We start from the raw sequence: 13168 nt of genomic DNA, 5'->3' as shown, positions 1-13168 counted from the left end.
CCACGAAAGGGAGCCACCGCCGACAATGGACAGCACCGCATCCACCTCGCTGGCCTCGCTGAGCTCCCTGTGGGACGAGGTTTTCGGCACCCAGCCGGACCCCGACCTGTGGGTGGTGATCGCCACCATGGTCGCGGCCCTCGCGGCGATCGTCCCGCACGGCGTCTGGCGTGTCTCCCGCAACGCCATCACCATCGCGCACGAGGGCGGCCACGGTCTGGTCGCCCTGCTCACCGGGCGCAGCCTCAGCGGCATCCGGCTGCACTCCGACACCAGCGGCCTGACCGTCAGCCGCGGCAAGCCGACCGGCCTCGGCATGATCCTCACGGCGGCGGCCGGCTACACCGCTCCCCCGCTGCTCGGCCTCGGCGGCGCCGCGCTGCTCGGCGCGGGCCACATCACCCTGCTGCTGTGGGTGGCCACGGCCCTGCTCATAGCCATGCTGGTGATGATCCGCAACGCGTACGGCGCGCTCACCGTGATCCTCACCGGCGGCACCTTCCTGCTGGTGTCCTGGCTCGCCGGACCCCAGGTGCAGGCCGCGTTCGCGTACGCCGTGGTGTGGTTCCTGCTCCTCGGCGGCGTCCGTCCGGCCTTCGAACTCCAGGCGAAGCGGAGCCGGGGCGGCGCGGGCGACTCCGACGCGGACCAGCTGTCACGGCTGACGCACGTACCGGCCGGGCTGTGGCTGTTCCTCTTCCATGCCGTGTCGCTGTGCTCCCTGATGGGCGGCGGGCGCTGGCTGCTGGGGCTGTGAGCAGCGGGCCGCCGCTCACAGGGCGCCGAGCCGCGCCGCGGCCGTCCGCCGCGCTCCCGGGACACCCCCTGTCCGGCTCCCCGGGCGGGCGTCACCGGCGGTGACGGACCGGCGGCTGCCCAGCGCCCTGCCACTAAAGTGGGGCGCATGACCGTGAACCCCGCCCACACCGCCCTCTGGCCAGCCCCGCACGCAAGCGGAGCCGTCGACGCGACGGTTCACGTGCCGGGGTCCAAGTCGGTCACCAACCGCGCTCTCGTCCTGGCCGCGCTGGCCTCCGAGCCGGGCTGGCTGCGCCGCCCGCTGCGTTCCCGCGACACCCTGCTGATGGCCGGCGCGCTGCGCGCGATGGGCGTGGGCATCGAGGAGACGGTCGCCTCCAGCTCGACGGTCGCGGCGGGCCCGGACGCCTCCGGCGAGGCCTGGCGGGTCATCCCCTCGGGCCTGCGCGGTCCGGCCACGGTCGACGTCGGCAACGCCGGCACCGTCATGCGCTTCCTTCCCCCCGTCGCCGCGCTCGCGGACGGCCCCATCCGCTTCGACGGCGACCCGAGGTCGTACGAGCGTCCGCTGCACGGCGTGATCGACGCGCTGCGCCTGCTCGGCGCCCGGATCGACGACGACAGCCGCGGCGCTCTTCCCCTGACGGTGCACGGCGGCGGCGCCCTGGACGGCGGCCCGGTGGAGATCGACGCGTCGTCGTCCTCCCAGTTCGTGTCCGCCCTGCTGCTCTCCGCCCCGCGCTTCAACCAGGGCGTCGAGGTCCGGCACACCGGCTCGACCCTCCCGTCCATGCCGCACATCCGGATGACCGTCGACATGCTGCGCGCGGTCGGCGCCCAGGTGGACACCCCGGAGTCGGGCGGCGAGCCGAACGTATGGCGGGTGACGTCGGGCGCGCTGCTCGGCCGCGACCTGATCATCGAGCCGGACCTGTCGAACGCCCAGCCGTTCCTGGCGGCGGCGCTGGTGACCGGCGGCACGGTCGTCGTCCCCGACTGGCCGGCCCACACCACCCAGCCCGGTGACCGGCTGCGGGAGATCTTCACCGAGATGGGTGGTTCCTGCGAACTGACCGAGACGGGGCTCCGGTTCACCGGTTCGGGTGCCATCCACGGCATCGACGTGGACCTGGGCGAGGTCGGTGAGCTCACCCCGGGCATCGCCGCGGTCGCCGCGCTCGCCGACTCCCCCTCCACGCTGCGGGGCGTGGCCCATCTGCGCCTGCACGAGACGGACCGGCTGGCCGCGCTCACCAAGGAGATCAACGAACTCGGCGGCGACGTCACCGAGACCGCGGACGGCCTGCACATCCGGCCGCGCCGACTGCACGGCGGCATCTTCCACACGTACGACGACCACCGCATGGCGACGGCCGGCGCGATCATCGGGCTGGCGGTGAAGGGCGTCCAGATCGAGAACGTGGCGACGACGGCGAAGACCCTGCCCGACTTCCCCGACCTGTGGACCGGGATGCTCGGGAACTGACGGGCGGACCTGGATCATGCGCCGATACGGCAAGAACACCGACGAGGACGACATCCGCCAGCGGCCGAACCGCAAGGGCAACCGTCCGCGTACGAACATCCGCCCCAAGCACGAGGAAGCCGTCGAGGGCATGGTCCTCACGGTCGACCGCGGCCGGCTGACCTGTCTGGTCGAGGGCCGCGCCGTGGTGGCGATGAAGGCACGCGAACTGGGCCGCAAGGCCGCCGTCGTCGGCGACCGGGTGGCCATCGTCGGCGACCTGTCCGGCGAGAAGGACACCCTCGCCCGCATCGTCCGCATCGCGCCGCGCGGCTCGGTGCTGCGCCGCACGGCCGACGACGACGATCCGTACGAGCGCGTGGTCGTCGCCAACGCCGACCAGCTCGCCATCGTCACCGCCCTCGCGGACCCCGAGCCGCGCCCCCGGCTGATCGACCGCTGTCTGGTGGCGGCCTTCGACGGCGGCCTGACCCCGCTCCTCGTGCTCACGAAGTCGGACCTGGCCCCGCCGGACAAGTTCCTGGAGCTGTACGGAGCGCTGGACATCCCGTACGTGGTGACCAGCCGCGAGGAACTGCGCAGCGAGGCCGCCGCCGACCGCGTGCGCGAGCAGCTGAACGGCAAAATCACGGCGTTCGTCGGTCACTCGGGTGTCGGCAAGACGACCTTGGTGAACGCGCTGGTGCCGCCCGAGCAGCGCCGCACGACCGGTCACGTCAACGCGGTCACGGGCCGCGGCCGGCACACGACCACCTCGGCACTGGCCCTGCCCCTGGCGGGCAGCGCCGGAGGCTGGCTCGTCGACACCCCCGGTGTCCGTTCCTTCGGCCTGAACCACGTCGATCCGTCCCGGGTCATCAACGCCTTCCCCGATCTCCAACCCGGCACAGAGGGCTGCCCCCGCGCGTGCAGCCACGACGAACCGGACTGCGCGCTCGACCAGTGGGTGGCCGACGGCCACGCCGACCCGCAGCGGCTGTACTCGCTGCGCCGGCTGCTGTCCACACGCGAGCGCCGCGAGGGCGACTGACGTCCCCGTGTTTGCGCGTGCCCGTGGTCGGTAAGGGCTTCTCCGGGTCGGTGAATGCATAATCGCACCGACCCGGGCCGGGCCGGCAGTCGACGTGCGATGCGGGAGGACAAGACATGGCGTGGCTGCTGGTCGTTGTGGCGGGACTGCTCGAAACCGGCTTCGCCGTCTGCCTGAAGCTTTCCCACGGTTTCACCAGACTCTGGCCCACCGTGGCCTTCTGCGTCTTCGCCCTCGGCAGCTTCGGGCTGCTGACCCTTTCCCTGAAGAAGCTCGACGTCGGTCCGGCCTACGCGGTGTGGACCGGCATCGGCGCGGCGGGCACCGCCATCTACGGCATGATCTTCCTCGACGACCTGGTCTCGGTCCTCAAGATCGTCTCGATCAGCCTGGTCATCGCCGGTGTCATCGGGCTCCAGCTCTCGGGGTCGGCGCACTGAGCACGCACCCTTGAGTGCGCGCCCTGAGCACGCTCGCCTTGAGTGCACGTTCGTCTTGAGTGCGCGCCCCCTGAGCGCACATGCCTTGAGTTCGCATGGCGTGAGTTCGCACGGCGTCAGTTCGCATGGCGTCAGTTCGCACCCCTTGGCGGCAGTTGGGCCCGAGGTGCCCGCCCTCAGACTCCGAGCCGGTGGGACGACGCCAGCGCGGTCCTGACCAGTTCCGCGGCACCGCCCCGGGCGGGCGGCGCGACGACGCACGACAGCGCGAGCCGGGTGACCAGTTCGCAGGTCCGGGTGACCTCGGGGGTGTCCGCCCGGGACAGGGCGAGCGCGGCGACCACGCGGTCGCGGACGAGTAACACGAAGTCGGCGGGCGAGGGCAGCGGTCCGTCGGCCCGCCGCTGCGCGGGCACCGGAGACGACGAGGGCACGGCGGACAGCGCGGGCGAGGGCAGCCGCTCGCTCCAGCTTCCGGTCAGCATCGCCCGCACCAGCGCGTTGCTGCGGGCCGTCGAGGTGGTCCACTCGGCGGTCGCGGCCAGCCGGTCCCGCGCGTCCGTGTGAGCGGCCAGGGCCCGGTCGACACCCGCGAGATAGGCGTCGGCCTCCCGCCGTACCAGGGCGCGCGCCAGGCCTTCCTTGCTCCCGAACTCGTTGTAGAGCGTCTGGCGTGACACTCCGGCCACCGCGGCCACATCGACCATCCGCACCGCGGACCACGGCCGGCGCGCGAGTGCCGTATAGGCGGCGTCCAAGAGCGATTCGCGCGCTGCGGGCATCATCGCCTCCTTGGGGCGAGCGGCTCTGGAGCCAGGTTTGACGCGTGCGGGAGCACTGTCAAGGGGTCGCGGCGGCCCTGTGGGGCGCGCACCCGAAGCCGTGCGCGCCCGGACCCGGCACGAGCCCCCGGGGCCTCTCTCCTGCCGGGGCGCCGGCGCGGTCGGGCCCGCGGATCACCTGCCGGTCCTGTGTAGCCCCGTCACGACGCGGGCAGATACGGTTCACCCATGCCCGACTACCGCGATGACCTGCGCCTCGCCCATGTCCTGGCGGACGCCGCCGACGCCGCGACGATGGACCGCTTCAAGGCGCTCGACCTGAAGGTCGAGACCAAGCCGGACATGACACCGGTGAGCGAGGCGGACAAGGCCGCCGAGGAACTCATCCGCGGCCATCTCCAGCGGGCCAGGCCGCGCGACGCGGTCCTCGGCGAGGAGTACGGCATCGAGGGCACGGGCCCCCGCCGCTGGGTCATCGACCCGATCGACGGCACCAAGAACTACGTCCGCGGTGTGCCCGTGTGGGCCACGCTGATCTCCCTGATGGAGGCGGGCGAGGGCGGCTACCAGCCAGTCGTCGGCGTCGTCTCCGCCCCCGCGCTCGGCCGTCGCTGGTGGGCGGCGAAGGGGCACGGCGCGTTCACCGGCCGCAGCCTGTCCTCCGCGTCCCGTCTGCGGGTGTCCGAGGTCTCGCGGATGGCCGACGCGTCCTTCGCGTACTCCTCGCTGTCCGGCTGGGAGGACCAGGGCCGTCTGGACGGTTTCCTCGATCTCACGAAGGCGGTCTGGCGCACCCGCGGTTACGGCGACTTCTGGCCGTACATGATGGTCGCCGAGGGCTCGATCGACATCTGCGCCGAACCCGAGCTGTCGCTCTGGGACATGGCGGCGAACGCGATCATCGTGACCGAGGCCGGCGGCGCGTTCACCGGCCTCGACGGACGCCCCGGCCCGCACAGCGGCAACGCGTCCGCGTCGAACGGCCTCCTCCACGACGAGATGCTGGGGTATTTGAACCAGCGCTACTGAGGCAACCAGCGGCCTGACCAGTGCGTTTCCCCTGACTTCACTCTCCCTGCGCCGTCGTGGGGCGCCGTCGCGAGGATCTCTCCTGCCGGACCCCGGGGCTGCCGAGCAACCCCGGGCGCCCCCGAACTCGCGGCACGCGCCCCCTTGTTGACCCTCTCTTTAACTGCGACTCTGAGAGCTCCCCCACTTGTGAACTTGTGAACCGCTTCTCTTTGCGCTCCGTCGAGGAGCCGGGGAGCCCGCGGCTCACCGAGGAGGTGGCTCCAGCCCATGCTCGTCCGCGACGCCATGAGCACGGTGGTCCTGACCATCGGCCCGGCACACACCCTCCGCCAGTCGGCCCGTCTGATGTCCGCGCGCCGCGTCGGCGCGGCCGTGGTCCTCGACGAGGACTCGTCCGGCCTCGGCATCCTCACCGAGCGCGACATCCTCAACTCCCTCGCCCACGGCCAGAACCCGGACTCGGAGACAGCCGGCAGCCACACCACCACCGACGTCGTCTTCGCGGCGCCCACCTGGACCCTGGAGGAGGCCGCGGCCGCGATGTCGCACGGCGGCTTCCGGCATCTGATCGTGCTCGACGGCAGCGGCCCGGTGGGCATCGTCTCGGTCCGCGACATCATCCGCTGCTGGGCACCCGCCCGGCAGCAGGTACCGGCCTGAGCGGACCGCCGGGTCCGGCGCGAGCACGCCGACGGACCTGAACGGACCGGCGGATCCCGTCCGAACACCCAGGCGGGCCTGAACTCCCGGGCGGATCCCGGAGGTTCAGGCCCGCCGTCCGCACCCGGCACGCCGGACTCACCCCAGAGATGGATACTGTCCAAGTCAGGTCAAGATCTAAAATCACACTCATTCGGGATCTGGTTCACCTGCTGTTAGGCTGACCGGTATGAGTGACCTGCTGGAACGCCTGCGCGGACGTGGATGGCGTATGACCGCGCAGCGACGTGTCGTGGCCGAGGTCCTCGACGGCGACCACGTCCACCTGACGGCCGACGAGGTGCACGCCCGCGCCGTGGCCAAGCTGCCCGAGATCTCCCGGGCGACCGTCTACAACACGCTGGGCGAACTGGTCTCGCTCGGCGAGGTGCTGGAAGTCGCCACGGACAAGCGCGCCAAGCGCTACGACCCGAACGCGCACCGTCCGCACCACCACCTGGTGTGCGCCCGGTGCGGGGCGATCCGCGACGTCCATCCGATCGGCAACCCGCTCGGCGATCTCCCCGACTCGGAGCGCTTCGGCTTCACCGTCTCGAACGTCGAGGTGACCTATCGCGGCGTCTGCCCCGACTGCGCGGCCATGGCGGCGTAGAGGCACGCGAACGCCCACACACGCACACGAACCCCGGCACGCCACGCGCGCCGGGGCTTTCCGTTCCCTGCCCCGCACATTGTTCGCTGTTCACTGTTCGCTGACGCGTTTTCGCGCAGGGACCGCAAACGCACCGAGGGCCGGAACCCTTTCGGATTCCGGCCCTCGGCCTTCAGTAGCGGGGACAGGATTTGAACCTGCGACCTCTGGGTTATGAGCCCAGCGAGCTACCGAGCTGCTCCACCCCGCGTCGATGAACTGAACAGTACGTCAAGAGCGTGGCCCGCGCAAATCCATTGAACAGGGGGTCCGACGGTCGTCCTCCGTCCCCCAGCGCCCCCGCGCCCTCGCGCCCGGGGCGGTTGCCCGGGCGCCGGGGCCCGGCCGGGTGCCCGGCCGGCCCGGACACCCTGCCGCCCTCACGCGGACAGTTCCTCCCGCAAGGCGTCCCGCAGCCGCGCCGCCCGCTCGGAGACCTCCGCCGGCCCCAGTGACACGGCCCGGTCTGCCCAGCGCTGCCCCTCGGCGAGCTCCCCGCGCCGCGCGTACACGAGCGCCAGCCGGAGCGCCGCCCGCCCGTGGCCCGCGTCGGCCGCGCGAGTCCACCACAGCGCCGCTTCCGGCTCGCTCCCCTCGCGGGCGAGCAGCAGCCCGAGGTTGAAGGCGCCGTTGCGCGACCCGGCCTCTGCGGCCTCGCGGTACCAGCGCGCCGCCTCCACCACATCGCCCCGCGCGGCGGCCAGCATCCCGACCCGCACCTGCGCGCGCCGGTGCCCCTGGGACGCGGCCCGCTCGTACCACTCCTCGCATTCGCTCTTCTCCTGCGCGGGCTCCCCGAGTTCGTGCGCGGGCGCCGGGGGCCGCCGGGCGTCGAGCACGGCGGCGAGCCGGTAGGCGGCCTCCGCGCTGCCCCCTCCCGCGGCGCACCGCAGATGCCGCTCGGCAGCCGGCTCGTCGCCCTCTCTCAGCCGCGCGATGCCCACCTGGAGCGCCGCCTCCGTGTGTCCGGCGGCGGCGGCACGCTCGTACCACCGCAGCGCCGCGGCGTCGTCGCCCTCCGTGGCGCGTCCCGCGTGCAGGATGCCGAGGTTGAACGCGGCGTCCACGCTCCCGGCCTCCGCGGCCTTGGAGAACCACGGCTCGGCCCCGGCCGCGTCGCCGCCCTGGAGCAGCAGGATCGCCAGGGCGTTGGCGGCCTCGCGGTGACCGGCGTACGCGGCCCTGCGGTACCACTGCTCGGCCTGCGCGGTCCGCCCCTGCTCGGCGCAGAGCAGCCCGAGGTTGTAGGCGCCGTTCACGTCACCCGCGTCCATCGCGGCCCGGTACCACCGCTCGGCGGTCTGGGTCTCACCCCGCTCTGCGTGCAGGGCGCCCAGCGCGTTGGCGGCGTTCCCGTCCCCGTCCTGCGCGGCCCGCAGCCACCAGACGGCGGCACTGTCGGGGTCCCCGGCGTCGCGCAGCAGGAACCCGAGGGCGCACGCGGCGCGCGCCTCCCCGTCCTTGGCGGACGTCAGATACCAGCGCCCCGCCTCCTTGAGGTCGCCGCGCTTCTCCAGGATCGCCCCGAGATGCAGCGCGGCCCTGCGGTGCCCGCGCGCGGCGGCCTGCCGGTACCACTGCTCGGCGGCCTGTCCCGCGGCCCCGATGACACCGTTGTCACCCACGGCCTCGCCTGAGTCCAGGGCTTTGCGGTCGAGCGCGCGCGCCAGCCGGTACGCGGCCTCGCGGTGCCCGCGCTCCGCGGCGGCCCGCATCCACTGCTCGGCACCCACGTCACTACGATGCTCCAGCAGATCGGCGAGGGCGTACGCGCCCAGGGCGTGACCCTGTTCGGCGGACTGGCGCAGCCAGTACTCGGCGGCGGGCTCGTCACCGCGCTCGCGGTGGTGCCGGCCGAGCGCGTGCGCGGCGGCGGCGCTGCCGGCCACGGCGGCGATCCGCCACCATCCGGCGGCCTCGTCGGCATATCCACGCTGGTAGAGGAGGACGCCCAGATTGTTGGCGGCGGCACGGTCGCCCGCGGCGGTGGCCGCGCGCAACTGCGGTTCGGCCGCGTCGAGATCGCCGCGGCGCAGCAGCATGGCCCCGAGGACGCTCATCGCCTCGACGTCGCCGGCTTCCGCGGCCGACCAGCGGCGCGCTTCCTCGGCGGCCTCGCCGGTCTCGTCCCGGTCGGAAGGCTGCGTGAGATCCACAGGCCGCTCAAAGTCGGCAGACTCCGCAAACCGCCCTGTATCCAACAGAGTTGCCTTGTCCCCCATAACGTCCATCGTCGCACCACCTGCAAACTGGGTACACCTGGTATACCGCAGCCAGTTAGGTCACTTCAGCGTTTTGTCGACATGCCCACAGAGAGACAAGTCAAACACAGATCGCCCAACTGCCCTCGCATGTCGCGGCACTTCACACGAGTCGCCAGGTCACCGGGTACGCCCCGGCGTGGCGTCACACACGCCGAAGGCCCGGATCCATGAACTGGATCCGGGCCTTCGACTTCAGTAGCGGGGACAGGATTTGAACCTGCGACCTCTGGGTTATGAGCCCAGCGAGCTACCGAGCTGCTCCACCCCGCGCTGTTGTTCCTCAACCGTACCACGGCGCGGGGTGGGTCCTGATCAGCTGGTTCCGGAGCTCTTTTCGCTGCTCGGGCTGCTGCTGGGGCTGCTGCTCGGACTGGGGCCGCCGCCGGTACCGCCGCTCTTGTCGGTGCCCTTGCCGTCCGTCTTGTCCGCGCCGGAACCGCCGGCGGCCTTGTCCGCCTTGGCCTGCGCGTCCTCGGCCCGCTTCAACGCGTCCTCAAGGTCCTTCTGGGCCTCGCCGTACGCCTTCCAGTCACCCTTCTTGAGGGCTTCCTGCCCCTGGTCGAAGGCCTTCTGCGCGTCGGCGAGCGCGGCCTGGACCGTCGGGTTGCTCGACGTGGGCGGTTTCGTGGTGCCCTCGTCCGGCGGCTCGGTCGAACTCTCCGCTTCGAAGACCTTGTTGAGCGCCTGGCCCAGCGTGTCCTCGAAGGCGGTGTTGCCTCCGTAGGTCACCAACACCTTGCGCAGCAGCGGGTACTTGAGGTCGCCGCCGCGGACGTAGACCGGTTCCACGTAGAGCAGTCCGCCGTCCAGCGGAACGGTCAGCAGGTTGCCGTACTCGACCTCCGAGTCGCCGCCTCTGAGGAGCCTGATCGACTCGGCGATGGACGGCTCGGAGTTGAACTGGCTCTGCACCCGCTTGGGTCCGTCGACCGTTCTGCCGGTCGGCAGTTTCAGAATGCTGATCTTGCCGTAACCGGGTGTCCCCGCCTCGGCGTTGACCGACACGAACGCGCTCAGGTTGTCACGGCCGTTCGGTGTCATCGTCGTCGTCAGCGAGAACGCCTGCGACGACTTCCCCGGCAGCTTCATGCTCAGGTAGTACGGCGGCACCGCGCTGCCCGACTTGTTGGTCGGGTCGTCCGGGACCTGCCACACCTCGCTGCCGCTCAGGAACGTCTGGGCGTCCTTGACGTGGTAGCGGGTGAGCAGTTCGCGCTGGACCTTGAACAGGTCCTGCGGATACCGCAGATGAGCCATCAGCGCCGGCGAGATCGAGTCCTTCGACTTCACCGTGTTCGGGAACGCCTTCATCCAGGTCTTCAGGACCGGGTCCTTGGTGTCCCACTGGTAGAGCTTGACGTCGCCGGTGTACGCGTCGACGGTCGCCTTCACCGAGTTGCGGATGTAGTTGACCTGGTTCTGCTGGGCCACCACCGCGCGCTGGTTGTTGGCCGCCGTCAGCGAGTCCGCCGTGGTGTCGCCGAGCGTGGTGCGTGAGGCGTACGGATAGCCGTTGGTGGTGGTGTACGCGTCGACGATCCACTGGATCTTCCCGTCGACGACCGCCGGGTAGGCGTCGCCGTCGATGGTCAGCCAGGGGGCCACCGCCTCGACCCGCTCCTTGGGCGTGCGGTTGTAGAGAATCCGCGAACCCTCGCCGATCGCGCCCGAGTACATGATCTGCGGCTCACCGAACGCCACCGCGTACGCGGCGCGGTTGACCGGGCTGGAGAGGCTGATGCCGCTCTTGCCCTTGTAGCTGGTGGTCTTCTCACCGCTGTCGTCGGAGTAGTCGATCTCCTTCTGGGGACCGCCGACGATCGAGTACTGGGTGGTCTTCTCCCCGTAGTAGATCTGCTGCTGGTACGCGCCCAGGTCGCCCTTGGACGGCAGGTCGTACTCGGTGAAGACCGGGCGGCCCTCGCTGTCGGCCGTGGTGCCCTTGGACGCGACGACGCCGTATCCGTGCGTGTACCGGAAGTGGTCGTTGATCCAGTTGCTCTTCGGGATGCCCGCGAGGTTCAGCTCGCGCAGACCGATGACCGTGTCCTGGTCCTTGCCGTCCTTGGTGTACCGGTCGACGTCCAGGTTCGACGGGAAGCCGTAGTAGTTCCGCACCTGCTGGAGCTGCTGGAAGGTCGGCGACACGATGTTCGGGTCCATCAGCCGGATGCTGGCGACGGTGTCGGCGTCGTCACGGAGCTCGGCCTTGTCCTTGGTGTCGCTCGCCCCCGCGTAGTCCTGCACGTCGGTGCCGGCGATCCCGTACGCGTCGCGGGTCGCCTTGAGGTTCTTCTCGACGTACGGCGCTTCCTTGGCCTGCTCGTTCGGCTCGACCTGGAACTTCTGGACTATCGCGGGGTACAGGCCGCCGATGAGGACGGCCGAGAGCACCATGAGGCCGAAGCCGATCACCGGCAGCTGCCAGGTGCGCCGCCACAGCGTCGCGAAGAAGAGCAGCGCGCAGATGACGGCGATGCAGAACAGGATCGTCTTGGCCGGCAGGTACGCGTTCGCGTCGACGTACCGCAGACCCGTCCAGTTGCCGGTCGCCTTGAAGTCACTGGACTTCACCGCGAGCCCGTACCGGTCGAGCCAGTAGGCGACCGCCTTCAGTGCGACGAAGACGCCCAGGAGCACCGAGAGGTGTCCGGTGGCCGCGGCCGTGGCACGCGCTCCGGGGCTCGTGATCCGCAGACCGCCGTACAGGTAGTGCGTGAGCGCGGCGGCGACCAGGGAGAGCACGGCGGCGGCGAAGCCGAAGCCGAGCAGGAAGCGGTACCAGGGCAGGTCGAAGGCGTAGAACGAGACGTCGAGGTGGAACTGGGGGTCCTTCTGGTGGAAGGGAACCCCGTTCACCCACATCAGCCACGTGCGCCACTGGCCCGAGGCGGACGCGCCGGCGATCAGCCCCACCAGGGAGGTGATCGCGAGCAGCAGCCAGCGCTTGTAGGGCGCGATGCCCATGCGGTAGCGGTCGAGGCTCTGCTGCTCCATCGACATGGCGCTCAGCGGCGGGCGCAGCCGGTGCGCCAGCCAGATGTTGAAGCCCACCGCGGCCGCCATCAGCAGACCGAAGACGAAGAAGAGCCCGATCTTGGTCCACAGTGTGGTGGTGAAGACCGACGAGTAATGAACCGAGCGGTACCAGAGCCAGTCCGTCCAGAACCCCGCGAACATGACGAAGGCCATGGCCAGTACGGCCAGCACGCCCAGTGTCATGAGCAGGGTCCGGACACGCCGGGACGGCCGGCCCACTCTGATCCGCGGCCCCGTCGGGCCTCCGCCGCGGTCCGGCATCTGGAAAGCCAAGGTGCGCACCTCGAAGTCGCTGTCGAATCCTTCAGGCCTCCATGTCGGAGGACCGTCAGCAAGGCTCCGTGATCGAGGAGCCTCATCTATGCAACTTACTCACGCTTTACTCGGTTCCCGATTCAGGTTACGAACGAGGCAGGATTGTGACCATGTCCAACACTCCCATGGCAGCGAGCCCCCTGACCCGGGCCGTACTCGAGATCGACGAGTACGCATCCGGCCTCGGCTGGGACCAGCCCGCCCGCCTTTTCGCCCTCGTAGACACCGCACGGCTGCGGGCCCAGGAACCCGGCCTCGCCGCTCAGCTCGGCCTGGAGCACGAGCAGAAGACCACCGGTCTCACCCCCGTCGAGCAGGAGGAGATCCCTGCCGGCAAGCCGCTGGACGAGTTCCTCGGCACCATCGCCTGGCCCGACGCCGTCGTCGGCTGCGCGCTCACCGTGGAGCGGCTGATGCTGCCGCCGTCCGCGGAGAACGCGGTCCCGGAGGGGCTGAGCGGCAAGAAGCTCACCCAGTGGGTCGCGGCACACCCGGACCGCCAGGAGGTGCGCATGACGGTCGGTGTCCTGCGCGACGGCACCCGCGACTCGGCGCTGCGGCTGCGCGAGAAGGACGCGGCGACGGAGGTGCTCACCGGCGCGGGCCTCGTGCCGGGCCTGGCGGAGGCGCTGTCGGCGACATTCGCGGACTGATCCGCGCACACACGCGG

Annotated in this window: 11 protein-coding genes and 2 tRNA genes; 8 read left to right on the top strand and 5 right to left on the bottom strand. The window is 70.9% G+C overall.

Annotated elements, in window-relative coordinates; genetic code table 11:
• The first annotated feature begins 25 nt into the window (after nt 1-25).
• From OG410_RS27480 to OG410_RS27465, 4 genes are all read left to right on the top strand, one after another.
• A complete protein-coding gene (locus tag OG410_RS27480; protein WP_329301579.1) occupies nt 26-757 on the top strand; it encodes a M50 family metallopeptidase in 732 nt (243 codons plus the stop codon).
• 147 nt (nt 758-904) lie between these two features.
• A complete protein-coding gene (aroA, locus tag OG410_RS27475) occupies nt 905-2245 on the top strand; it encodes a 3-phosphoshikimate 1-carboxyvinyltransferase (RefSeq protein ID WP_329301578.1) in 1341 nt (446 codons plus the stop codon).
• Nucleotides 2246-2261: 16 nt separating this feature from the next.
• Nucleotides 2262-3275, top strand: coding sequence for a ribosome small subunit-dependent GTPase A (gene rsgA / locus OG410_RS27470; protein ID WP_328448437.1), 1014 nt, complete (start codon nt 2262-2264; stop codon nt 3273-3275).
• Nucleotides 3276-3391: 116 nt separating this feature from the next.
• Complete coding sequence (locus tag OG410_RS27465) at nt 3392-3715, top strand: DMT family transporter (protein WP_329301577.1); 324 nt, start codon at nt 3392-3394, stop codon at nt 3713-3715.
• 176 nt (nt 3716-3891) lie between these two features.
• Here OG410_RS27465 and OG410_RS27460 read toward each other — a convergent pair whose 3' ends face one another.
• Nucleotides 3892-4500 (bottom strand): TetR/AcrR family transcriptional regulator, encoded by a 609-nt coding sequence (locus tag OG410_RS27460; protein WP_329301576.1) that lies wholly within the window; start codon nt 4498-4500, stop codon nt 3892-3894.
• Between the two features lie 225 nt (nt 4501-4725).
• Here OG410_RS27460 and hisN point away from each other — a divergent pair, with 225 nt between their 5' ends.
• From hisN to OG410_RS27445, 3 genes are all read left to right on the top strand, one after another.
• Nucleotides 4726-5526 carry a histidinol-phosphatase gene (gene hisN / locus OG410_RS27455; protein WP_329301575.1) on the top strand — a complete coding sequence of 267 codons (801 nt, stop codon included), beginning with the start codon at nt 4726-4728 and terminating at the stop codon, nt 5524-5526.
• Nucleotides 5527-5796: 270 nt separating this feature from the next.
• Nucleotides 5797-6189, top strand: coding sequence for a CBS domain-containing protein (locus OG410_RS27450; protein ID WP_326785618.1), 393 nt, complete (start codon nt 5797-5799; stop codon nt 6187-6189).
• 229 nt (nt 6190-6418) lie between these two features.
• The gene (locus OG410_RS27445; RefSeq protein WP_326785619.1) at nt 6419-6841 is read left to right on the top strand and encodes a Fur family transcriptional regulator; all 423 of its coding nucleotides are present in this window, start codon (nt 6419-6421) and stop codon (nt 6839-6841) included.
• 176 nt (nt 6842-7017) lie between these two features.
• Here OG410_RS27445 and OG410_RS27440 read toward each other — a convergent pair.
• The 4 genes from OG410_RS27440 to OG410_RS27425 all read right to left on the bottom strand — a co-directional run bounded on the left by OG410_RS27440 (nt 7018) and on the right by OG410_RS27425 (nt 12444).
• Nucleotides 7018-7091: transfer RNA gene (locus OG410_RS27440), tRNA-Met, on the bottom strand.
• A gap of 169 nt (nt 7092-7260) precedes the next feature.
• The gene (locus OG410_RS27435) at nt 7261-9111 is read right to left on the bottom strand and encodes a tetratricopeptide repeat protein (RefSeq protein WP_329301574.1); all 1851 of its coding nucleotides are present in this window, start codon (nt 9109-9111) and stop codon (nt 7261-7263) included.
• A 229-nt stretch (nt 9112-9340) separates the two neighbouring features.
• Nucleotides 9341-9414 (bottom strand) — tRNA-Met (locus OG410_RS27430).
• 42 nt (nt 9415-9456) lie between these two features.
• On the bottom strand, nt 9457-12444 hold the full coding sequence (locus OG410_RS27425) for a UPF0182 family membrane protein (RefSeq protein WP_329304265.1): 2988 nt from the start codon (nt 12442-12444) through the stop codon (nt 9457-9459).
• A gap of 164 nt (nt 12445-12608) precedes the next feature.
• On the opposite strand from OG410_RS27425, the gene OG410_RS27420 reads away from it, so the two are divergent.
• Complete coding sequence (locus OG410_RS27420; RefSeq protein WP_329301573.1) at nt 12609-13151, top strand: PPA1309 family protein; 543 nt, start codon at nt 12609-12611, stop codon at nt 13149-13151.
• The last annotated feature ends 17 nt before the right edge of the window (nt 13152-13168 follow it).

The sequence above is a fragment of the Streptomyces sp. NBC_00659 genome, from assembly GCF_036226925.1.
Lineage (GTDB): Bacteria > Actinomycetota > Actinomycetes > Streptomycetales > Streptomycetaceae > Streptomyces.
This window is presented reverse-complemented; position numbering and strand designations above follow the sequence as displayed.

Coding starts and splice junctions, on each gene's coding strand:
- OG410_RS27420 (WP_329301573.1), top strand. CDS start 12,609: ATGTCCAACACTCCCATGGCAGCGAGCCCCCTGACCCGGGCCGTACTC.
- OG410_RS27480 (WP_329301579.1), top strand. CDS start 26: ATGGACAGCACCGCATCCACCTCGCTGGCCTCGCTGAGCTCCCTGTGG.
- hisN (WP_329301575.1), top strand. CDS start 4,726: ATGCCCGACTACCGCGATGACCTGCGCCTCGCCCATGTCCTGGCGGAC.
- OG410_RS27460 (WP_329301576.1), bottom strand. CDS start 4,500: ATGATGCCCGCAGCGCGCGAATCGCTCTTGGACGCCGCCTATACGGCA.
- aroA (WP_329301578.1), top strand. CDS start 905: ATGACCGTGAACCCCGCCCACACCGCCCTCTGGCCAGCCCCGCACGCA.
- OG410_RS27445 (WP_326785619.1), top strand. CDS start 6,419: ATGAGTGACCTGCTGGAACGCCTGCGCGGACGTGGATGGCGTATGACC.
- OG410_RS27435 (WP_329301574.1), bottom strand. CDS start 9,111: ATGGACGTTATGGGGGACAAGGCAACTCTGTTGGATACAGGGCGGTTT.
- OG410_RS27450 (WP_326785618.1), top strand. CDS start 5,797: ATGCTCGTCCGCGACGCCATGAGCACGGTGGTCCTGACCATCGGCCCG.
- OG410_RS27425 (WP_329304265.1), bottom strand. CDS start 12,444: ATGCCGGACCGCGGCGGAGGCCCGACGGGGCCGCGGATCAGAGTGGGC.
- OG410_RS27465 (WP_329301577.1), top strand. CDS start 3,392: ATGGCGTGGCTGCTGGTCGTTGTGGCGGGACTGCTCGAAACCGGCTTC.
- rsgA (WP_328448437.1), top strand. CDS start 2,262: ATGCGCCGATACGGCAAGAACACCGACGAGGACGACATCCGCCAGCGG.